The sequence below is a fragment of the Nostoc sp. genome (assembly GCF_036916985.1).
Lineage (GTDB): Bacteria > Cyanobacteriota > Cyanobacteriia > Cyanobacteriales > Nostocaceae > Nostoc.
In genome coordinates this window covers 1-22,660 of record NZ_JBALFD010000035.1, presented here as the reverse complement: position 1 = coordinate 22,660, position 22,660 = coordinate 1, and the positions used below count along the sequence as shown (strand labels likewise).

Below are 22,660 nucleotides of genomic sequence, written 5' to 3'. Positions count from 1 at the left end.
CCCAGTCCCCAGTCCCCAATCCCCAGTCCCCAATCCCCAATCCCCAAATTTATGACTTCTCAAAATTTAGAATTAACAATTGGTTGGCTTTATCCAACGCTGATGAGTACTTATGGCGATCGCGGTAATGTAATTACTATAGAACGTCGCGCTCAATGGCGGGGATACGATGTGAAAGTGTTACCCCTCGATCAAAATTCCACAGCCGCAGATATTAAAACTGTAGATGTAATCGTTGGTGGTGGCGCACAAGATCGTCAGCAAGAAATTGTCATGCGTGATTTGCAAGGTGCGAAAGCTGATGCAATGCGTGACAAAATCGAAAATGGCACACCAGGAGTATTTACTTGCGGTTCACCCCAATTACTGGGACATTATTATGAACCAGGCTTGGGACAACGAATTGATGGTTTGGGAATACTCGATTTAGTTTCTGTGCATCCTGGTGAAAATACTAAGCGCTGTATTGGAAACTTGGTAATTGAAGTGACAGCCTCACGTCTGGCGCGAGATTTAAAAGAGATGACAGGTAGCACACCTTATTTGGTAGGCTTTGAAAATCACGGCGGACGCACCAAGTTGGGAAAAGTGGAAGCTTTAGGGCGAGTGGTGTACGGTTTGGGAAATAATGGTGAAGATGGGACAGAAGGAGCATTTTATCAGAATGCGATCGCTACTTATTCTCACGGCCCTTTATTACCGAAAAATCCCTTTGTCGCCGATTGGTTAATTCAAACAGCACTGCGACTGAAGTATAACGAAGCGATCGCATTACAACCTTTAGATGATAATCTTGCTGTACAAGCACGAGAAGCAATGTTTAAGCGGTTGAAAGTGAGTTTACCAAGTGCTGCTGCGACGAAAGTTTAACGCATCTAACCTAAGTACCTTGTCCCCCTTGTCCCCCTGCTGCTAACCTTTTTCATTCTATGCTGCCAGTCATCTATTCTGACGAATTTTTAGATCACAAGACTGGAAAATACCATCCTGAAAAACCAGAACGCTTGATAGCGATCGCAAATGCCCTCAAAGAAGCTACATTTGCAGATCAAATTACCTGGCGATCGCCTACACCAGCATCCGAACAGCCTTTACTGATGTCTTCTTTGGTTAGAGCGCATAGCCCAGCCTACATCAAAAAACTTTGGCAAATCGCCTCTAGTGGCGGCGGCCCTTTGGATGGAGATACGCCAGTTTCCCCGCGCAGTTATGATGTGGCATTGTTAGCAGTCAGTGCATGGTTGGATGGAGTTGAGCTTGTGTTAAAGTCGGCTAATCCAGCTTTTGTACTAGCGCGCCCCCCAGGACATCACGCAGAAAGTGATGCGGGGATGGGCTTTTGCCTATTTTCCAATGCCGCGATCGCTGCTTTATTCGCCCTTGAACAACCCGAAGTTAACCGCGTCGCCATCCTCGATTGGGATGTACATCACGGTAATGGTACTCAGTCCATTGTAGAAATTTATCCCCAAATTGCTTATTGTTCGTTACATCAGTACCCTTGTTATCCCGGTACTGGGAGAGCTACAGAACGGGGCTTTCACAATAATGTCCTCAACTTGCCTGTAGCCCCAGGTAGCGATATTACAGTATATCAGCCACTATTTGAAAATAAGGTAGTACCGTTTTTAGCCAACTTTCAGCCGGATTTACTAATTGTCAGTGCTGGTTACGATGCCAATGCGGAAGATCCTTTGGCAAGTATAAATTTGCAGCCAGAAGACTACGCTTTATTTACTGATTATTGTCTAGGTGTAACTCGTAAAATTCTGTTTGGCTTAGAAGGTGGTTACGACTTTGATACTCTTTCTCAATCAGTTGTAGCAACGATTGAACGTTGTTTAGTCTAGGCTTTCTCGTCTTCGTGCTGAGTTTCGAGCCAGCGATCGCTCTTGGCCTCTCCCATTGGGAGAAGTTTTGATGATTGCGGCAAGCCTTCTAAGTAAGTCGGCGTAAATAATTATTGTTGGGATAAGGCAGGGGGCAGGGAGCAGGGAGCAGGGGGAGAGAGGGTTTGAGCCTTGTTTACTTTTCTTCACACAGTTTGGTTTTATTGTGCCGACTTACTTAGTACGGGATTCCTAACTTCTCGCTGAGTGGGGATTCTCAGTTATTACTCGGCAATGCTTCGGTCAGAAAAAGTTCTTGACTTATCTTTTGATAAGATGTAATTTATCAATATTAAGACATAACTACGGTAAATCAATAAATTCACAGTAGTTTTAATAAAAACAAGATTTTTTATATATCAATATAAGCAAACTTTCTATTGAAAAACTGAATAATCCCTTTTCACTTTCATGTCAAGAAATATAAATTTTAATTGGTAGAGTAATTATTACCAACTTCAGATAATAAAGCCTTATTTCAGAATATTTATAGTTGTTGTTGAAGTCAGTATCAGCTTTATGAAGGCTGGTGAAAATTTTACTATTCTGTTTATGAACTGCAACCGCCCAATCTAGTAAAAGACGGCGTAAATAAACCACTCATGACCAATCAATGAAACCTTTACGCTGTATTTATTTTTAATTTTTAATTTTTAATTTTTAATTCCGCCTTGCGGTACTAGGGGGTTAATTTCTACAATGTCAAAGCTAGGGAAAAATTGTTGTTTTCTGACTTTTTTAACGTTACTGTTTGTTCTCTTGATTAACTCAACTACATTTGCAGCCACGATTGACACCACACAAAGCAACTGTCCTCAAGAGATGGCGCTAATTCCCGAAGGTAGTTTCAAAATAGGGTCAGATAATTCTAGTTTTGTCGAAGAGCAATCGGCAGAGAATGTAACAGTCACTTCCTTCTGCATTGACAAGTACGAAGTCACAAACGCCCAATTTGCTCAGTTTGTCCAAGCAACTGGATATGTGACAGTTGCAGAACGTCCCTTATCTAAAGAAGAGTTTCCCGATCTACCTGATGAGCAGCGATCGCCAGGTTCCCTCGTATTCCAGATCGCAAAGCCAGGTGAGAGCTTTTTGAGTTGGTGGCATTGGACAACAGGAGCCAATTGGCGACATCCCTTTGGGCCCGACAGTGCAATCGCTACAAAAGAAAATCATCCAGTCGTTCACATTGCCTACGAAGATGCGATCGCTTACGCCAAATGGGCGGGAAAATCACTACCTACTGAAGCTCAGTGGGAATACGCTGCCCGTGGTGGATTAGACAACACAACCTACATTTGGGGCAATCAGTATTCTGAGAAAAAAGCTAACACCTGGCAAGGAATATTCCCTTTTTTCAACACTACAAGTGATGGTTATATGGGTACATCTCCAGTCGGCTCCTTTCCACCCAATGGTTATGGTCTTTATGACATAGCTGGTAACGTCTGGGAATTGACCCTTGACTGGTTTGCTTTAGGACATGACAGCAAAACTCATAGCATGAACCCCACAGGCCCAAAGCAGAGTTTTGACCCCAACAAACCCACAGAGATTGCCCTACACGTAATTAAAGGAGGCTCTTATTTGTGTGCGCCCAACTATTGCAGCCGCTACCGCCCAGCAGCACGCGAGTCTCAAGCCCCCGACACCGGAACAACGCATATCGGCTTTCGCTTGGTGAAGAACTTGAAGTAAGTCGAAGGGATTGGGTATTGGGGATTGGGGACTGGGGATTGGGCACAAAAGCCAGAAGGGCAAAGAGTAAAAACTTACTCCAACTTCCCATCTACTCCCCAGTCCCCAATCCCTATTCCCTATTCCCCAGTCCCCAGTCCCCAGTCCCCAATCCCTATTCCCCATGCCTAATGATTCAAAGGATTAAATACATGTCACGTTTACTTTGGCGATCGCTCGCCCTCTCTTTCCTCATCATCTTGTTTACATTCACTGGCCCTTCTGTCGCAGCCACATCAAAAATTCTGCCGATTCCTGAAGAGTCGTTCAAAGGCAAAATCGGCATTACCTACAAAGATTCAAAACCAGATTTTCCGTCATCAATTACCGCTCCGGCACAAGCTCCCAATGTGCTGCTAATACTGCTCGATGATGTGGGCTTTGGACAAGCAAGTACCTTTGGCGGCCCAGTCGAAACTCCTAATTTGACTCGCTTGGCCGAAAGAGGATTACGCTATAACCAATTCCACACTACAGCCCTCTGTTCACCGACACGGGCAGCATTGTTAACTGGGCGCAATCATCACTCAGTAAGTACAGGTGTAGTCACAGAGTTAGCTACAGGTTATCCAGGTTACACGGCGATTTTGCCTCAGAGTGCTGCCACTGTGGCAGAAGTGCTGCGTCAAAATGGCTATAACACGGCTGCTTTCGGCAAATGGCACAACACGCCAGACTATGAAACCAGTGCCGCCGGCCCTTTTGATCGCTGGCCGACAAGGTTAGGGTTTGAGTATTTTTACGGTTTCTTAGGTGGTGATACTAACCAATGGTCTCCGGCTTTGGTAGAAAATACCAAACGGGTGGACAAACCTAGCGATAACCCAGATTATCACTTGACCCCAGATTTAGTAGACCATGCGATCGCCTGGATTCGCTCTCAACAATCTATTGCTCCTGACAAACCTTTCTTTACTTATCTTGCTACTGGTGCTACCCACGCACCCCACCACGCGCCCAAAGCCTGGATTGACAAATATCAAGGCAAGTTTAACCAAGGGTGGGATAAATTGCGGGAAGAAACCTTTGCTCGTCAGAAACAACTGGGTGTGATTCCAGAAAATGCCCAGCTAACTCCCCGTCCCAAAGAACTACCGGCTTGGGATTCCCTATCGGCAGAACAGCAGAAACTCTATAGCCACATGGTAGAAGTGTTTGCCGGATTTTTGGCACATACAGACTATGAAGTGGGACGGTTGATTGATGGCATAGATCAACTTGGCGAACTAGATAACACCTTAGTAATTTACATAGTCGGGGACAACGGTGCTAGTGCCGAAGGTGGTTTAACAGGCAGTGTCAATGAGTTAAAAGTCTTCAATGGCGTACCCGAAAACCCAGAACAACTACTAGCCTCAATTGATGAATTGGGAAGTCCTAAGACATTCAATCATTTTCCTGCGGGTTGGGCATGGGCGGTGAATACTCCTTTCCAATGGACAAAACAAATCGCCTCTCACTTTGGCGGGACTCGGAATCCCTTAGTAATTTCTTGGGGCGATGCCTCCGGCGGGCTTCGCCAACGCATCAAAGATCGAGGAGGACTCCGCAGCCAATTCCATCATGTAATTGATATTGCGCCCACCATTTTAGAAGCTACAGGAATTACTGCCCCGACTCAAGTCAATGGAGTCAAACAACAACCGATTGAAGGTACTAGCCTTGCCTACACCTTTGATGATGCCGATGCTGCTTCCCATCGGAAAACTCAGTATTTCGAGATGCTTGGTAATCGAGCCATTTACGATCAAGGCTGGATTGCGGCGGCTCGTCATCCTCGTTTGCCTTGGCAAGCTACTATCAAAGCTGACTTTGATCGAGATCCGTGGGAACTATACAATATTGAGAAAGATTTTAGTGAAGCGAACAATTTAGCCGATCAAAATCCCGAAAAGCTGCAAAAACTCCAGAAATTGTTTTTGTCTGAAGCCAAGAAATACCAAGTATTACCATTAGACGATCGCGCTTTTGAACGGTTTGATATCCAACTCCGCCCCAGCTTACTTACAGGACGCACCAGCTTTACTTACTATCCAGGCACATTCGGAATTCCAGAAGGTAGTGCCCCCAACATCAAAAATCGCTCCTTCAGCATCACTGCAAATGTGGATATTCCTGAAAGCGGTGCAGAGGGCATTCTATTGACACAAGGCGGACGCTTTTCTGGTTGGAGTTTCTTCCTTGAGGATGGCAAGCCGACTTATGCTTACAATTTCGTCAATGCTGAACGCTACATTATTCAATCTACAGAAACAGTACCCACAGGTAAATCTACACTGCGATTTGATTTTGACTACGACGGTGGCACTCTTGGGACTGGTGGAACTGGCAAACTATTCATCAACGACAAACAGGTAGCCGAGGGTCGAATTGCCAAAACTATCGCTTTTCGTTGGGCCCTTGACGAAACCTTTGATGTTGGTCGCGATACAGGTACACCTGTAGTTGAAACCTACAAAGTCCCCTTTGCATTCACAGGAAACTTACAGCAAGTCACTCTTGATATCAAGTCAGAACAACCTCAAATAGAACAAAACGTAGGGATTTCCAAGAAATAATCTTGTGGGGTGGGCATCTTGCCCGCCCAGTAACCAAAGGCGCTCATATAGCTCACCCCACAATAAATAATTGGATATTTTTTTAATCAAAAATTATGAGCGATATCTTTTCACTAATTGACATCTTTCCACTAATCGACAAGCTAGCATTTCTCACATTTATTGTTGCCACCATGCTGGGTACTGGTTTACGTCTAACCGTACAGCAGATTTGGGAACCACTCCGCAATATTCGTTTAATCGTCTTATCTTTGGTAGCAAATTTTGTTTTGGTACCACTTTTTGTGTATTTGCTGTTGCAAATAGTGCCTCTGAGTGAACCAATCAAAGATGGTTTCATCATTATGGCAATAGCAGCAGGCCCCCCAGCTTTACCCAAACTTGCTCAAATAGTCAAAGGTAATGTGGCTTTCTCTACAGGATTAATGATGTTGCTGATGTTTGGCACAATTATATATATGCCTATCGCACTGCCCTTAGTTTTGCAAGGAGTACAAGTTAACTCTTGGGACATTGCCAAACCCTTGCTGTTTTTGATGTTAAGCCCATTAGCCATAGGGTTATTTATCAAAGCCAAGTTTGCTACGATCGCCTCTAGCTTCCAGCCGATTGTGTCGAAAATATCTAGTGCTGGATTATTTTTAGGTCTAGCAGTGAGGCTTGCTGTACACTTTTACGAAATTATCACTTTACTGCAAACAGGTGCAATCTTAGTTTGTGCGGTTTTCATTGTATTTTCCTTTTCTGTAGGTTATCTTTTGGGCGGCCCTGGTATCGATACCCAACGAGTACTAGGAGTAGGAACCGCTCAACGCAATTTTGCCGCAGCATTATTAGTGGGTACGAGCAATTTCGACGATCCCAACGTCGTGAGCATCATTATGGTGACGAGTTTACTAATGTTGGTCATAGTTCTCATCGCCGGACAAAAGTTTACAGAAATTCAAGAAGAAAAGATTCTAGAAATAGACCAGGTAAAAGTTTCGTAAATTGGGGACTGGGGACTAGGGACTAGGGAAAGTATGGGGGCTAGAGGGGAAGTTGGAGTAAGTCTTTCCCCTGCACTCCTCCGGCTCTTGTGCCCAGTCCCTAATCCCCAATACTTCGGCTAACTTTCCTACGGGACGCTACCGTAGCTTGCTTCCCCAGAGGGGTACGATTGCGCTCAGGGTCAGTCCCCAGTCCCCAGTCCCCAATCCCCAGTCCCCAATCCCCTACTTCATCAAATCTTCAGAAAGAAAAATTTTAAGCAGTGTTCTGAAAGAGCTAAAGTTTTGTTAAGATGCAATTGCTAGCAGTTTCTCAGCGAAATACACCTATCAGGGTGTGGAGAAATAAAAAGTACTAGCAGCACAAAGTTCAAAAGGTGAAGCAATGACCACCTATATTTTTTTCGATGAAGCCCTGCGGATACTGACAAATGCCTATTTGATATCAATAGTGCTGTTAATAGCAGCTTCTAGTATAGGTTTGGCGGTAATTGAGACAATAGAAAAGACAGGAGAACGCTAAAGTTTACAAACGGCAATGTAGTTCCTGCCAAAAAACCATTGGGTGCAAGTGTTCGCCTTGAATGAATCCTGGGAACACTAAGATATGAAAGTCTCATAGCGTTATAGTCTTACCTGTAAATCTACCAAACACACAGGTAGCTATAACGCTATTGGGACTCTAACCAAGGAGCTACTACAATGGGTCTATTCGACGCTGTGTTGGGCACAGAAAGCCAAACCCAAGCAGCACTCAATCCAGCGGAAGCTTTTGCTGTCATTATATTGACGGCAACAGCTTCAGACGGTTATCTTTCTGTTGAGCAAGCAAATTCTATCATTTCTGTGTTGTCTCGGATGAAACTTTTTAAAAGTTATCCCCACGAAATGATGGACAGGCTGTTTGACAAAATCTTGGGCATTCTCCAGGGTGATGGCTTTAATGCTTTGTTTAATGCAGCAAAAGATTCTTTATCTCAAGACTTGCGAGAAGCAGCCTTTGCAGTAGTGACCGATTTAGTCCTAGCTGAAGGTATTGTACTTGAAGAAGAAAAAAACTTTTTAAATGATCTATATCAAGCTTTAGGGGTTTCTAGTGAGATAGCAATACAAATTGTGCAAGTAATCTTGATTAAAAATCGCGCATAGGGTGTGGAACATAACCTGTTATACCTACCTGATTAAATTGTATGAGTAGCTTATAAACAAAGCATGGCAAGGAAGTTCAGCTTCTTTGCCACTATTTTTTGCTATTCAAAATTATTTATCAAGAAGAACTTAGAAGCCAAGTCGCTTGTCTACGAGACACTGCGCGTAGCTTGCTTCTTTGGGAAACATCCCAATTTTGTAAATTTACCAAAATCGTTACTTGTCATTGCGAATGAAGCGTACCCCTACCGGGATCTTGCTCCAAGAGTTGCAAAATAAAGCAATCGCAAACTACAGATGTTGCGATTGCTTTGCTTCACTGCGTTCCACTCGCAATGACAAATTATGTTTTACACATTTGGGATGCTCCCGCTTTTCTGTAAGGGCACATGGATAGAGTATTCTGAATTCTGTTAGCGCAGCGGGGCGTAGCCCATTCTGAATTCTGACTCTTGAACTACGAGCTTATTTTTTCTCAATATAACTCTGCCACATTTGCTGATAAGCCTTCTCCATCTCACGAGTAAACTGCTTACCATTCCAAAGGGGTGCTGTTTGTCGAGATGCTTTCAGTTTCAAAACCACCTGCTGGCGTAAAGCTTCATCTTTACCCAAGCGCACACCCCATTCTATATACTCTTCATCTGTCCAGGCAATGCCTTCTGTAATACCCGCATTCATCATCATAGTGTAGCTGTTACGTGCTGCAAATTGTTGTCCAACTCTGGTTACTAAAGGGATACCCATCCAGAGGGTTTCTAGGGTTGTCGTAGCTCCGTTGTAGGGAAAAGTATCTAATACGATATCAGCAATGCCTAAATTAGCACGATGAACTGCCTCTGAATGAACTTGTGGTAAAAATCGTAACCGAGAACAATCTACACCCTCTTCTTCGGCAATTTGGTAAAAGAAGCGTTTAATTGTTTCCTCCTCAGCAAGTCCTTTAATCAAAAAGTAGCTGTTAGGTACTTGTTTAATAATTTGCATTTGCCATTTTGTCGTTTCTGGATGGCGTTTATATCCTCTTTGAGCGCTGAGATAGACAACGGCATCCATAGGAATATCCAAGTCATCGCGGCGGAGAGTTGGGACACCAACTTCAAAACCATCTACTGCTATATAAGTTTGGGGTAATCGCCATATTTTTTCTGTATAGTAATCTTGTGCATCATTTGGTAGTACATAAGGATCTGCAATAAAGTAATCAATTGCAGGTATGCCTGATGCATCCCATCCCAGCCAAGTAACTTGAATTGGTGCTGGCTTGAGTGCCATCACTTCACTGGTAATATCTAGAGTGATACTGTCAAGGTCAATTAAAATATCAATTTCATCTTGATATATCTGGTCAGCAATTTCTAGACCATTCATACCTAATTGACGAGGTTTGCCTGCCTGACCTAGATACCACTCTTGGAGATAGTCATTTACTAATGTGTAGTTAACAAAATAAGTATGAATATCAAATTTATCTCGGTCATGATGTTGAAATAACCAGCGAGCTAACCAACCAACAGAATGATTCCTTAAAGCGTAAGATACATAACCAATTTTTAACTTCTTAGCAGGGAAAGATAAATCTCTATTATTGATATTTTTGTGACAATAAATTTTTCCTTCTGATTGGGCAATAGCTTTAATATAAAAGTTAAAAACTTCAGCTAATTCATTATGAATAGCTCGGAAATCCGCAGGAGTATCTTTAATGTGAGGTATCGCAAAAGATGGCGTAAGCAACCGTAAGATTCTTCCTTCTTCTAAAGGAATTCGTTCAGCTTTAATAAACTGTTGAAACACAGTTTCCAATTCTTGACAAGTTGTACATATCTCTTGCCAATATCCCCCTGCTGACATTAAACCCCTTAACAGCAAATGGAGGGCAAAAATTTTATCAGCCAATCCTGTTGATAAGGAATAACACAATCTAGCTGTCTCTATACCTTGAGAATAATTACGAGCATCTTGATAAAAAGTCGCCAAGTGCCGCAAAATTTCTACATTATCTGGCTCCAATCGTAAGTGCAATTCCAGCAGAGATGCTGCTAGTAAAGGCTGCCGCAAAGTATGGCCAATTTGGATAGCAGCAGGAAGCAGTAGAGAGAAGCATTGATGAGTTTCAGTGAAATAAGGAAGACTAGCTTCTATTAAACTTATATTAATTGGATGTAATGGGAGAGTATTTAAAAATTCTTTTAAAAATTGGATTAATAATTCGGTATTGATTTCTATATTTTCTTTTGCATTTAACGTTTCAATTAATCCCCAATCATTCAAATTATCAATTTCTTCAAATTCTTCTAATTTGATAGAAAGTATAAGGATTTGAAGCAAATTATTTATATTAATAGGATTAATTTCCCGTATATGCTGGCGAATTAGCCAAGCTAGAGAATATTCTGCCAGTATCTCGCGTCTTTCAGCTTCTATTTGTAAAAATTGAAATAGTTCATTTATCCAAATTGGTAACTGATCTTCATTTGCCTCTGTTATTGGCACCATCCAAGTCATTTGAGCTTCTGTTTCTTGCCCTTGTAATAGCAGTAGTAACCCTAAATGCCAATAATAAGAGATAGTATTTGGCTCTATTTCTATTGCTTGTTCGTATAACTCTGCTGCTTGCGAATATTTTTCTTGAATGAAGTATTGTTCAGCTTGATTTTGCCAATTACATATATCAGTAATCATTTTGATTCTCTTAGAAAAAATATGAGCAGTCTGATTGTAAATAAATCACAAAGCTGAAATAAAGTGGATAGAAGAATCTACCCACTTGGGAAAATACGTAATTTAGCTTAATAAAAGTCGTGATGGCAACTTAAGTTTTATATCAAGTGTTGCCAATGAGTAATTTTTATCTACTAACTCACATGTCTACTTAGATAAGCTGCTAAAGTTGGTGGGGCAAGTAACCAAACCACTGATTGTCGTTACATCTGCACCACTGTTAACTTTTGCTTTATCAGCTTCACACAAAGTAGCTATAGTAGTAGCTTCACCCGTACCAGTTTGAGTTACTACACCCACGCCGCCGATATAACTTTTGAGAGGTGCGAGAGGAACGACTGTTGCTGCTTGGTTGGTTACTAGGGTACTACTAGCACCACCACCAGCAATTGAGTATGTGTAATTTGTGGTTTGTGTTGCAATACCAAGACCTAAGTTACCAATATCAGCTTGACCCGCAAATGCGTTTTTTTCTAAGTAAAATGCTTGTTGGGCGCGGTTCATGGAACCTATATAAGTTTTAGCTTCTGACTGCTTGGCTTTGTTAGCTTGGTTCAAGAAAGAAGGTAGAGCGATCGCAGACAAAATACCGATGATGATAATTACTACCAATAATTCAATAAGTGTAAAACCCTCATTTTCTTTCTTTTTGTCGAGGATGTGGTGAAGAAACTTGGCTTTTAATTCGGTTTTCATAAGTGTTTTCCCTGGTCTAGGAAGTGGTTGTGTGTTCTAGATGTAACTTACCCACTTGCGATCGCTTTCCTATCACCTTCAGAAAAAAAGTTTGGTTAAATGGGGTTACATAATCCAAAATCCCTGTATTTCAAAGTCCCTAGCCTACACCAAGGCGATCGCAGGTTTCTTGTTTCCAAGTCGTCCTCTTCTATATACGCTAAGATAAACCCTGCGCCAGAAGCAGAGATTTTGTCATTGCACAATCTTTGACAGCTATTTTCAGGTAAATAGACCATGCGGTAGGGTCACAGCATTGCCTATTGGTGTCAACTTAAGCTGGAAATAGCTTATCTGTTGGCTTCCATACCCGCCCGGAAATAAATTTTCGGGCTAATAGCTTAAGTCTACTGAAGTAGACTGGAGATTTTTGGCGATATTTAGTCATCTTCAGATGACTTTAGCTATGAGGCGGGAATTTCAATTCCCGACGGACGAGCGGTTTCACGTTAAGTTGACACCAATGAGCATTGCTTTGCCCTTACGACAGATGTGGTTTAAATACATCAAAACTGCTGTAATATCTAAAAATTGGCGCTTAAACCCACACGGAAAGTAAATCCAGGGCTATATATGCGATTAACTCGCTCATATTGCTCACCAAGTAGATTTTCTAAGTAAACTGTCAGTCCTAAATTGCTAGTTAGAGGTATACGACCGCTCAAATCTAAATTCACGAAAGACGGTGCAAAATCTGTAGGCTTGTCACTGGGGTTAGCGAAGATGGATCTACGAGCGCCACTATTGTAGGTAACATACAAATTAGCCTGCCAACCTGAATTTTGATAACCCACGCCAGTTTGCAGTACAGAGTAGGGAATCAAACCTAACTGCAAACCTCCCTCTGTTCCTGTTTTGATTTGAGCATCTGTATAAGTATAGTTGAGGAAAGTTGACCAGCTATTTGCAATTTTTAATTGCAATGCAGCCTCTAAACCATTGGTATCTACTAGTCCAATGTTTGCCCATTTTCCGGCGATGACTCCCAAGCGATCGCCTATACTACTACCAAAGTAAGTAAACTGTCCAATCAGATTTTGAGAAAAATTAACATCCACTCCCGCAGTCCAAGTAGAACCCGTTTCCGGTCTTAAATCAGGATTAGGTTCCCAACCATGAACTGTATCATAAACATACAACTGATCTAACCCAGGATTGCGTTGCCCTCCCGCCCAACTTCCATGCACTGCTACTATTGGTGTGACGGCATAACGCAACCCTACACTAGGGTTAAGATAATTTCCAAATTGGCTGTCAAAGCTTTGCCTTAAGCCTAAATCTATCAAAAAATTATCGCTAATATTCCAAGTATTGACAGCAAATAAAGCTGTATTGAACAAACTCCGATCTTCAGTTTCATTTTTGGCAATACTACTAGGATTTGTACTCAAAACATCACCGATTAAGTCGGTGTTTTTCAAGTCTAATCCCCAACGCAATTTATTATTGGCAGTAATTTTCCACTCATGATCTACCCTAGCTGTGAGTTGTTGTGTATCTAAAGCTCCTGTACGGTAAAATGCTCCGGTAGGGCCATAAGTGCTGAAATAATCTTGGTTATAACCAATTGAAGTTGTCAAATTAGAGCTTTCGCCATTACCTAGTCGAGTTTTCCAAGATAGGCCAAGGTTTAAACCATCGTGGTCTAATCTATCTCTTTGGAGAGGAAAACCAAAATAAATTAAACCGCGACGACTGCTGAGTTTAGTAACATCTAAATTCAATGAGTTTTTCTGATCTAAATCTACTCCAATACTACCAAAGTAAGTACTTGTCGCTGTGTCTGCATTTGATAAAAACCCCTGACTATCACGATTAGCTGCACCTACAGGGACGCGGTAACGGTTATCTGTAAAGAATCTTTGAAAGCTAAAGTTGTACTTGACTTTATCAGATGAACCACCATAAGTCACTTGTTGATTATTTAAACTCAATGAGCCAAATTCTGCACTCCCACTCAATTTAGGTTTGCCATAACCTTCTTTGGTGATGATATTCACAACTCCCCCAAAGGCTGAGGAACCAAATAAAGCGGAGGCTGTACCGCTATATAATTCCACTCGTTCAATTGCCTCTACAGGAATACTATTTAAATCAGTTCCGCCATGATAAGTGTTGACATTATTGTTAATTGGTCTGCCATTAATCAGAAATACAGACTGATTAATAGAGGCTCCCCGATAGTATGTACCTGTGTGAATATCTGCACCATGACCGACATCATTGATTGCAAAACCAGGCATTCTTTTCAAAATATCGGCTAAATTTGTAGCGCCCTGTTTTTGAATTTCTTCTCGATCAATTACATAAGTTGGAGTAGATTGAGGTAGATTATCTGGTTCTGCGATCGCTTCTATAGAAATGTCTGCATCATCGCTGGGAGTTTGCTCTGTTTCTGGCTGAGTTTCTTCTGGATTAACTTGAATCGGTACAGATTGTTGAGATAATAATTCGGCATTAGTAACGGGTAGCTCAATTTCACTCAAACTCGGAATATCTGAAATGACTTCGGTCGATTTATGATTATTTCTCTGCTCAATTTCACTCTCAGCAGCATAACTAGGAAACACTATCAGTAAACTCGGTAAAGCAACTGTTAGCAACAAAAAATCCTTTTTCACGTTCTCTTTCACACCAAGTAAAAACAGTTACTACGTAGCATTGTCACTGTAATAGTAAAATCGTGTCAAAAGACATGCTGTCATATTTCTAGGGTTCAGATGAAACTGTTAGTTAATTCGTAATTCGTAATTCGTAATTTATAATTCAATACGCAATGCCCAATGCCCAATGCCTTATGACTTATGACTAAATACTTTCGCTCCAATGTTGATGCAATGGCTAGCTACGTTCCCGGTGAGCAGCCTCAACGCGGTACACAGATTATTAAACTTAACAGCAATGAGAACCCCTATCCTCCTTCTCCTGCCGCATTAGCTGTGCTACGGAATATTGATGGTGAGTGGTTACGGCGGTATCCAGAACCTTTCGGTGGAGAGTTCCGACAAGCTGCAAGTAAAGTTTTAGAAGTTCCTAGTGATTGGATTATTGTCGGAAATGGTAGTGATGAATTATTGAGCGTAATCATTCGAGCCTGTGTAGAACCTGGGAATAAGGTTGTTTACCCGATGCCAACTTACGTGCTATATCGCACATTAACAGAAATGCAAGCGGCGAAAATTATTGAGATTCCTTACAGTGATGACTACAGCTTACCTTTAGAAGAACTGGTTGCCGCCAATGGTTCTGTGACATTTATTGCGTCGCCCAATAGTCCATCGGGGCATGTGGTGGCAACAGATGACTTGCGAAAATTAGCTAGCCAGTTATCTGGGATTTTGGTAATTGATGAAGCTTATGTAGATTTTACCGAAGAGAATGCCTTGGCTTTGGTAAAGGAATACGAAAACGTCATCGTGATTCGGACACTTTCTAAGGGGTACTCGTTGGCAGGATTACGGCTGGGTTTTGGGGTGGCAAATCCCCAACTGTTGCAGGGATTGTTTAAGGTGAAAGATAGCTATAACATTGATGCGATCGCCTGTGCAATTGGTACAGCTGCTATTACCGACCAAGCTTATAAAAATGCTTGTGTAGCAAAGATTAAGGCATCACGGACTAAGTTAGCAAGAGACTTGAAGCAATTAGGTTTTCATATTTGGGATTCCCAAACTAACTTTTTGTTGGCACAGCCAAGAGAAGGCAACGCAGAATATCTTTATCACAAACTGAAGGAAGGGGGAATTTTAATCCGCTACTTTAAGCAACCTGGACTAGATGATAAATTACGTATTACTGTTGGCACTGATGAACAAAATCAGGCTTTAGTGGAGGCACTAATTGATTTATTAAAGACTTTCAAATAACAAAATATCCAATTAACTCTTGTAGGGTGGGCGACACGAAAGCCCAGTTTATATAGTGGCGCTCATGTTGCCCACCCCACAATATTGGATAATTTATTTCTTGGAGTTCCCTTGGAGACAAGAAAGATGGGGAAAAGAGAATCTAAAAACTCGGCTACACCTGTAATTTTGACTTCTCTACTTCTAAAAAATTGCTTGTTGCAAAAAATTTACTTTCTGAGCATTGCACAGCATATATATAGTGCGGTATGTCACGCCAGAGTGTTTCCTGAACGACCTTGAGGCCATTCTTCTCAGCTACACGCCGAGACGGGATGTTCTCTGGGCGAATCAGGGAAATGACGCGATGATCGCAACCCAGTACGTTAAAGGCATAGTCCTGGCAAGCAGATGCAGCTTCAGTTGCGTAACCCTGCATTTGTTGGTCACGGCGGACATGATAACCAATTTCGAGTTCTTGGTGTCCTTCTACCTCCTGCCAAACCAGTCCACAGTCGCCGATTACCTCACCTGTCGCCTTGAGAACCATCGCCCATAAGCCAAGTCCGTGCTGTGCGTAGTTGCGGCAATGCCGATCAATCCAATTTTGCACCATCTCGCGGTCAAAGGGCTTTGGGTAGTAGCGCATCGATTCTGCATCGCCGAGGACAAGTAGTAGCGGGTCGAGGTCAGAAGGCGTCATTTCCCGCAAGAATAGGCGTTGAGTTTCCAATATCATTAGTGAATCCTCATTTAGCCATTGTCTAGTTTATCTTGATTTTTTCTATCAAGCGATCGCAACCTGAGACTGAAAGTAAAATATTTTACTTTTGCAGATTCCGCTTCATTTGTTCTAGTTCATCCTGAGTTTCCCAGCTACGAAACTTATCTTCTAAGTCATCAAAACCACTAGAATAACTGCTAGTTTGATTCGACCAGCCAACGGTTTCAAAACGCTGCTGGGTTTGTGCTTTAGCACGGGCTGTCTGTGCTTCGGCGGCTTTAGCTTGCACCTCTTGTCGCCGCTGCTGAATTTTTTGCAGTAGTTCCTGAGATTGCTGAATGCGTTCTTTCAGCCCTTGCATCTGTCCCCAACGCTGATTTCCTTCGCGCAACAAGGCTGCTTCTCGCTCACCCGCCGCCGCCGCCAAATCTTCTCTACCAGCGTTTTTAGCTTTTTGAATACGGATATGCCAACGCTGAATTTCTTGAGCGGTGGACAGAATTTCTTCTTGCGATCGCTTTTCTTGTACTTGTAAATCTGCGATCAGCTTTAATGTGTCTTCTTCTTGCTCACGCAGCTGTTCTAGCAGCGCCTCTAACTCCAAATGTGGATTGCTACGCAAGAATTCTTCTAAACGGTTTTCTAGAAACCGACTCAAATCATCAAATAAGCCCACTGCTAAAACTCCAGAAATCGGGTGCGTGACTATTTTATTGTATTGACTACTCGCACATTGTCGGGACAATATCAATATATTGAAGAAGAATTCTGAATTCTGAATGGGCTAAACGCCCCGCTACCGCTAACAGGAGTCAGAATAAATAAGTGGTGGATTCAGATCCGCCACTGATTATTATGCTTTTGGTGTCTCCTTTTGGGAGAAGACCACAAAATTGCTAAAATTTCACATCTAAAGTACGCACCAAAAAAGCCCATTTGTCTGCGGCTTCTTCGATAATTTTAGCTGTGGGTTTACCCGCACCATGTCCGGCTTTAGTTTCAATTCTAATTAAGGTTGGTGTATTACCTGTGTGAGCCGCTTGCAAAGCTGCGGCAAATTTGAAACTATGAGCAGGGACAACGCGATCGTCATGATCGGCTGTGGTAATCAAGGTTGCTGGGTAAGCTGTATTTGGTTTGATGTTGTGTAATGGCGAATAAGCATACAGCGCTGGAAACTCTTCGGGATTATCTGCTGAACCATATTCGGAAGTCCAAGCCCAACCGATGGTAAATTTGTGGAACCGCAACATATCCATGACGCCGACTGCGGGTAAAGCTGCACCAAACAAATCAGGACGTTGGGTTATGCAAGCACCCACTAATAAACCGCCGTTACTACCACCTGCGATCGCTAACTTCTCAGTCTTAGTATACTTGTTAGCAATCAACCACTCAGCAGCGCCAATAAAGTCATCAAAGACATTCTGCTTTTTATCTTTTATTCCTGCTTGATGCCATTCTTCGCCATATTCTCCACCGCCACGGATATTAGCCATAGCATAGATACCACCTATCTCCATCCACACCAACAGACTCACAGAAAAACTAGGTGTCATTGAGGCATTGAAACCGCCATAAGCATAGAGATAAGTAGGGTTATTGCCATCTAATTTAATACCCTTTTTGTGGGTAATAAACATTGGCACTCTAGTACCATCTTTGCTCTGATAAAAGACTTGTTTTGTCTCATAATCATCAGGATTAAAATCTACCTGTGGTTGGCGGAAAACCTCGCTTTTTCCTGTCACCAAGTTGTAGCGATAAATAGTGCCTGGTATAGTAAAGCTGGTAAAACTATAAAAAGTTTCAGTATCATAACGCTTACCACCAAATCCTCCGGCTGAACCAAGTCCGGGTAGTTCTACCTCTCGAATAAACTCACCTTTGAGGTCAAAAATTTTGATTTGGCTGTGAGCATCTTTGAGGTAATCAGCAACAAATTGATTATTAAGTATACCGACACTTTCCAAAGTCTCCGCAGATTGGGGAATGATTTCTCGCCAATTTTCTGACGCAGAGTTTTTCGTGTCAATGGCAATCACTCTTCCCCGTGGCGCATTTAAATCTGTGCGGAAATAAAAGACGCTATCATCATTGTCAATAAAGCTGTAATCTGCCTCAAACTGATTAATTAGTTCTACAACTTCCGCATTAGGGGTAGTTAAATCTTTAGAGAAAACTAAATTTTTGGAGTCAGTACCCAGCCAAATTGAAATTATTAGATAGCGTCCATCCTCAGTCACTTCACCACTAAAACCCCATTCCTTTTGGTCAGGACGATCGTAAATTAAAATGTCTTCTGATTGGGGTTGACCTAATTGATGATAGTAGAGCTTTTGATAATAGTTAACATCTTCTAATTGAGTTTTTTCATTTGGTTCATCGTAGCGACTGTAGAAAAAACCTTGATGATCGTGTGTCCAAGATGCACCAGAAAATTTAATCCACTTTAAATGGTCTTGGAGGTCTTCACCAGTTTCAACATCGCGTACTTTCCACTCTTGCCAATCAGAACCAGAAGATGATAGACCATAAGCTAAAAGTCTACCATCCTCACTAATAGATAATCCCGAAAGAGCAACAGTGCCGTCTTCTGAGAGTTTATTTGGGTCGAGTAAAACTTTGGGTTGCTCGTCGAGGGTTTTCAGAGTGTAAAGGACACTTTGATTTTGCAGCCCATCATTTTTAAAATAAAAGTAGCGTTCGCCTTCTTTAAAAGGGATACCGTATTTTTCATAATCCCAAAGTTTGGTAAGGCGTTGTTTAATTTTTTCCCTAGCAGGAATTTCACTCAGGTAGCCAAAAGTAACTTGATTTTGTGCCTCAATCCAAGTCTTTGTTTCTTCAGAGTCAGGATCTTCTAACCAACGGTAAGGATCTGCGACTAAAGTACCGTGGTAATCATCGACTTGATTACTTTTGTGGCTGGATGGGTAGGTGAGCGGTTTTTCAGAATCAGGCATAGTCTTAGGTCAAAAGTGCTTCTTTATATACTACAAAGATAGACCCAAGACGTGGAGTATAGAAACAGAGAGAGGTGTCACCGAAACAGCACTCCTAAACTCGTTCCCAGCCTGGAGGCTGGGAACGTATTCTGAGAGACTCTGACTCTCGTCAAGCCAAACACTTGTAGAGACGGCGATTCATCGCGTCTCTACAATAATCCAATACAGTTCAGTTAAGGCTAAAACTCTGTTACCAAAGTCAATTTTTGAACGAACCGCCAACGCGCGGAGAACGCAGAGAGAAGAAAGAAATGCTTAACCCAAGCGTATTGTACAATAATGAGTCTTTCGCCTTGACAGCACCCCTACAAGGTGTTTCTCAATTTTGAGAAACTAAGCATTACTTGTAGTGGTAATAAGTTTCTCCCCTTTCAGCATTCGCGCTGCGGCTTCGAGAAGAGCTTCTTCGAGATAAGGCTTGGTAAAGTAGCCACTAGCACCGAGTTGAGACGCAATTTGTCTGTGCTTGTCTGCACCCCGCGAGGTGAGCATGGCGATCGGTAAGTGATTGAGGTTAGGGTCTTTCTGAATGCGAGAGAGTAACTCCAGTCCATCGCAACGGGGCATTTCGATGTCGCAAAATACGATATCGCAAGGTAGACCCGAGCGGAGTTTATCCCAAGCTTCCTGACCGTCACGCGCCTGTTCTACGCGATAACCTGCCTTATTAAAGGTTAGGGATAGCAACTCTCGGACTGTAATCGAGTCATCGACAATTAGCACTGTCGGATCAATCTTCGCTGGAGAGGTATCTTGGGGAGTAGCTTTTTGTTGCCAAGAATTGCCACCAGTTTGTGTAGAAATCCGTCCTTGGAAGATGTCAATTATTTCCAGCACGTCAGCAATGGGCATAATCCGACCATCACCCAAGACTGTAGCACCAGCTACACCAATGGGTTTAGGGGCTGGCCCTTCAAATTGCTTAATTACAATTTCTTGTTCGCTCAACACCAGGTCAATCTGTAGAGCAATCAGGGTATTTGCCGATCGCACCACAACCACAGAAACCATATCATCATCTCTGGTACCGCCATAGACATTACCGCGACTGATTTGGCGATTGAAGGTTAAAAGTTCCTTCAGAGGTCGGAATGGCAGCACTGTATCACGCCAAGAAATAAATGATTGCCCATTGGCATCATGTTGAATATTTTTGACTGGTATATCTAGCGTATCTTCTACACCATCCATCGGGAAGGCAATTCTGGCTCGATCGGAGACGCAGCAGAGAGCTTTACAAATACTTAGAGTCAATGGTAAACGAATAGTGAAGGTAGTTCCCTTGCCAATAGCAGAATCGGTGTTCACTGTTCCCCGAATTTCGCTAATTTCGGAGCGCACTACGTCCATACCCACACCACGACCGGAAATTTCATCCGCTTGGTCTTTAATTGTAAAACCAGACTGGAACAGCAGATCGTAGACTTCTAGGCGAGACATGGCTTTTGCCTGTGCTTCTGTAAGCATACCAATCTTCACCGCCTTAGCCTTAACTCGTGCAGAGTCGATACCTGCGCCATCATCACCTACAGAAATGATCGTTTGGTTGCCTTGGTGGAAGGCGCGGATAGTAATGATTCCTACGGGTGGTTTACCAGCAGCTTGCCTCTCTTCTGGGGTTTCAATACCGTGAGCGATCGCATTATTCAGCATGTGAGTCAGCGGATCGGTCAGATGATCCAAAATCATCTTGTCAATTAAGGTATCGCCACCTTCGATCACCAACTCTACTTGTTTGCCACACTTAATAGCATTGTCGCGCACTCCTCGTCGCCAGCGATCGATTGTTTGGGCAAAAGGTACCATTCGCGCTCTAGTTAATCCCTCTTGTAACTGTGTGGTTACTTGGCGGAACTGCCTTGCGACTCGCTCGGTTTCTTCGGTAACAAAATCAATGTCACTAGCCGACTCACGCACTCGCACAATGCGCTCAATCATCTGTTGTGAGAGTGTATGGAAGGGAGTAAAACGATCCATTTCTAACTCGCTAAAACCCCTTTCGGCGTTGGAATCTGGCGCTTGAAAGCCTGGGTCTTTCTTTTTGCGTCCAGCTAACAGAGAGGCTTCTAGGAGCGATCGCTCGTATAACTCCTGCATCCTTGCGCCGACATCTGAGAGTTGTTGTACCTGAATCAGCAAGTTATCTAATGACTGCCGCAGCCGTTCATGATCTTGCTCTAAGGTATTGCGGTTTACCACCAACTCCCCAACCAAATTACTCATATCGTCCAGTTGTTTCACTGGAACCTTCATCGTTTCTTCAAATCTCGCAGCCCGACGAGTAGAGGGGCGGGTAGATTTGTTGGTGTTAGATTTGACTACAGGAGAATGGGATATTGTTTGATCTGCTTCTGCCAACAACTTCTCCAAATCACCAAATTCATCTTTGATCGCTGGTGATGGAATGGGATTTTTCGCCAAGACTGGTTGAATGTCTTGGGGCTGGACGCGATCGCTATCTGTACCTAACAATTCTTCCAGGGCAGCAAAATCTACTTCTGGTATCTCCTTAGTTTTGGAGATGGGTGCTAATTCCTCTCCTAGTAATGCTTCTAAGTCTGCAAATTCATCTTCTGAAGCAATCTCTTCAATAGGTTCTGTAGTCGCCAATTCTTCAGTCGGGGCGATGATAGCATTTTCTCCCTCTGACACTGCTGCAACTTCAGATATCTCTCCTAAATTCCACAAATCGGTTGCTACATCTTCCTGAATAACCGTTTGTGTGAAGTCATTGATAGCTTCTGAGTCAATTCTTGTCGCATTTTCTCCTAATTCTTCCTGATTTACTGCTGCTATCAGAGTCGTTGCTGTTAACAATAAATCATTTTCAAAATCTGTATTTTCTGTGAATTCAAAGGTCGTGTCTAACTCTAAAACTTCTGAGCTTGTCTGGGCTGAATCTGAAGTTTCACCAAAACTAATAGTTTCTGATAGTTCATCCACAGATAATTCTGTGGGTTCCATCTGAATATAGGTGGAATCTGTGACTACATCTTCAAACAGCAGTAGCGAATTTTCATCAAAGGAGCCGAATAAATCATCTGGCTGTGCTTCGGCTGATGCTGAATCTGAAGTTTCGCCAAAACTAATAGTTTCTGATAGTTCATTCACAGATAATTCTGTGAGTTCCATCTGAATATAGGTGGAATCTGTGGCAACATCTTCAAACAGCAGTTGCGGATTTTCATCAAAGGAGCCGAATAAATTATCTGGCTGTGCTTCGGCTGATGCTGAATCTGAAGTTTCGCCAAAACTAATAGTTTCTGATAGTTCATTCACAGATAATTCTGTGAGTTCCATCT

At 42.5% G+C, this 22,660-nt stretch carries 15 protein-coding genes; 8 read left to right on the top strand and 7 right to left on the bottom strand.

Annotated features, from left to right (window positions below; genetic code table 11):
- The first annotated feature begins 51 nt into the window (after positions 1–51).
- The 7 genes from V7L07_RS12850 to V7L07_RS12820 all read left to right on the top strand — a co-directional run bounded on the left by V7L07_RS12850 (position 52) and on the right by V7L07_RS12820 (position 8,322).
- Positions 52–870 carry a type 1 glutamine amidotransferase gene (locus tag V7L07_RS12850; protein ID WP_335058310.1) on the top strand — a complete coding sequence of 273 codons (819 nt, stop codon included), beginning with the start codon at positions 52–54 and terminating at the stop codon, positions 868–870.
- Positions 871–929: 59 nt separating this feature from the next.
- On the top strand, positions 930–1,850 hold the full coding sequence (locus V7L07_RS12845) for a histone deacetylase family protein (protein WP_335058308.1): 921 nt from the start codon (positions 930–932) through the stop codon (positions 1,848–1,850).
- 798 nt (positions 1,851–2,648) lie between these two features.
- On the top strand, positions 2,649–3,587 hold the full coding sequence (locus V7L07_RS12840; RefSeq protein ID WP_335058306.1) for a formylglycine-generating enzyme family protein: 939 nt from the start codon (positions 2,649–2,651) through the stop codon (positions 3,585–3,587).
- A 191-nt stretch (positions 3,588–3,778) separates the two neighbouring features.
- Positions 3,779–6,184, top strand: a complete 2,406-nt coding sequence (locus tag V7L07_RS12835; protein ID WP_335058304.1) for a sulfatase-like hydrolase/transferase — start codon at positions 3,779–3,781, stop codon at positions 6,182–6,184.
- A gap of 95 nt (positions 6,185–6,279) precedes the next feature.
- Positions 6,280–7,173, top strand: a complete 894-nt coding sequence (locus V7L07_RS12830; protein ID WP_335058302.1) for a bile acid:sodium symporter family protein — start codon at positions 6,280–6,282, stop codon at positions 7,171–7,173.
- A gap of 385 nt (positions 7,174–7,558) precedes the next feature.
- Positions 7,559–7,696 carry a hypothetical protein gene (locus V7L07_RS12825; protein WP_179064901.1) on the top strand — a complete coding sequence of 46 codons (138 nt, stop codon included), beginning with the start codon at positions 7,559–7,561 and terminating at the stop codon, positions 7,694–7,696.
- 179 nt (positions 7,697–7,875) lie between these two features.
- Positions 7,876–8,322 carry a tellurite resistance TerB family protein gene (locus V7L07_RS12820; protein WP_335058299.1) on the top strand — a complete coding sequence of 149 codons (447 nt, stop codon included), beginning with the start codon at positions 7,876–7,878 and terminating at the stop codon, positions 8,320–8,322.
- 465 nt (positions 8,323–8,787) lie between these two features.
- On the opposite strand, the gene V7L07_RS12815 is transcribed toward V7L07_RS12820, so the two are convergent.
- The 3 genes from V7L07_RS12815 to V7L07_RS12805 all read right to left on the bottom strand — a co-directional run bounded on the left by V7L07_RS12815 (position 8,788) and on the right by V7L07_RS12805 (position 14,402).
- Positions 8,788–11,007, bottom strand: coding sequence for an O-linked N-acetylglucosamine transferase, SPINDLY family protein (locus V7L07_RS12815; protein WP_335058297.1), 2,220 nt, complete (start codon positions 11,005–11,007; stop codon positions 8,788–8,790).
- A gap of 186 nt (positions 11,008–11,193) precedes the next feature.
- Positions 11,194–11,742 (bottom strand): type IV pilin-like G/H family protein, encoded by a 549-nt coding sequence (locus tag V7L07_RS12810; RefSeq protein WP_335058294.1) that lies wholly within the window; start codon positions 11,740–11,742, stop codon positions 11,194–11,196.
- A gap of 563 nt (positions 11,743–12,305) precedes the next feature.
- The gene (locus tag V7L07_RS12805; RefSeq protein ID WP_335058292.1) at positions 12,306–14,402 is read right to left on the bottom strand and encodes a TonB-dependent receptor plug domain-containing protein; all 2,097 of its coding nucleotides are present in this window, start codon (positions 14,400–14,402) and stop codon (positions 12,306–12,308) included.
- A 183-nt stretch (positions 14,403–14,585) separates the two neighbouring features.
- On the opposite strand from V7L07_RS12805, the gene hisC reads away from it, so the two are divergent.
- Positions 14,586–15,647, top strand: a complete 1,062-nt coding sequence (gene hisC, locus V7L07_RS12800) for a histidinol-phosphate transaminase (RefSeq protein ID WP_335058290.1) — start codon at positions 14,586–14,588, stop codon at positions 15,645–15,647.
- Between the two features lie 154 nt (positions 15,648–15,801).
- Here hisC and V7L07_RS12795 read toward each other — a convergent pair whose 3' ends face one another.
- The 4 genes from V7L07_RS12795 to V7L07_RS12780 all read right to left on the bottom strand — a co-directional run.
- Positions 15,802–16,365: a GNAT family N-acetyltransferase gene (locus tag V7L07_RS12795; protein WP_335058288.1), complete on the bottom strand. Its 564-nt coding sequence runs from the start codon at positions 16,363–16,365 to the stop codon at positions 15,802–15,804.
- Between the two features lie 85 nt (positions 16,366–16,450).
- Positions 16,451–17,026: a TIGR04376 family protein gene (locus V7L07_RS12790; RefSeq protein WP_334694805.1), complete on the bottom strand. Its 576-nt coding sequence runs from the start codon at positions 17,024–17,026 to the stop codon at positions 16,451–16,453.
- A 220-nt stretch (positions 17,027–17,246) separates the two neighbouring features.
- A complete protein-coding gene (locus V7L07_RS12785; RefSeq protein ID WP_335058286.1) occupies positions 17,247–19,316 on the bottom strand; it encodes a prolyl oligopeptidase family serine peptidase in 2,070 nt (689 codons plus the stop codon).
- A 375-nt stretch (positions 19,317–19,691) separates the two neighbouring features.
- On the bottom strand, positions 19,692–22,660 hold a 2,969-nt coding region (locus V7L07_RS12780), incomplete at its 5' end, for a hybrid sensor histidine kinase/response regulator (protein ID WP_335058284.1).

What these genes read in the sequence shown, in the direction of transcription:
- V7L07_RS12785 (WP_335058286.1), bottom strand. Translation starts at nt 19,316, where the DNA reads ATGCCTGATTCTGAAAAACCGCTCACCTACCCATCCAGCCACAAAAGT.
- V7L07_RS12830 (WP_335058302.1), top strand. Translation starts at nt 6,280, where the DNA reads ATGAGCGATATCTTTTCACTAATTGACATCTTTCCACTAATCGACAAG.
- V7L07_RS12795 (WP_335058288.1), bottom strand. Translation starts at nt 16,365, where the DNA reads ATGATATTGGAAACTCAACGCCTATTCTTGCGGGAAATGACGCCTTCT.
- V7L07_RS12845 (WP_335058308.1), top strand. Translation starts at nt 930, where the DNA reads ATGCTGCCAGTCATCTATTCTGACGAATTTTTAGATCACAAGACTGGA.
- V7L07_RS12810 (WP_335058294.1), bottom strand. Translation starts at nt 11,742, where the DNA reads ATGAAAACCGAATTAAAAGCCAAGTTTCTTCACCACATCCTCGACAAA.
- V7L07_RS12815 (WP_335058297.1), bottom strand. Translation starts at nt 11,007, where the DNA reads ATGATTACTGATATATGTAATTGGCAAAATCAAGCTGAACAATACTTC.
- V7L07_RS12835 (WP_335058304.1), top strand. Translation starts at nt 3,779, where the DNA reads ATGTCACGTTTACTTTGGCGATCGCTCGCCCTCTCTTTCCTCATCATC.
- hisC (WP_335058290.1), top strand. Translation starts at nt 14,586, where the DNA reads ATGACTAAATACTTTCGCTCCAATGTTGATGCAATGGCTAGCTACGTT.
- V7L07_RS12820 (WP_335058299.1), top strand. Translation starts at nt 7,876, where the DNA reads ATGGGTCTATTCGACGCTGTGTTGGGCACAGAAAGCCAAACCCAAGCA.
- V7L07_RS12850 (WP_335058310.1), top strand. Translation starts at nt 52, where the DNA reads ATGACTTCTCAAAATTTAGAATTAACAATTGGTTGGCTTTATCCAACG.
- V7L07_RS12825 (WP_179064901.1), top strand. Translation starts at nt 7,559, where the DNA reads ATGACCACCTATATTTTTTTCGATGAAGCCCTGCGGATACTGACAAAT.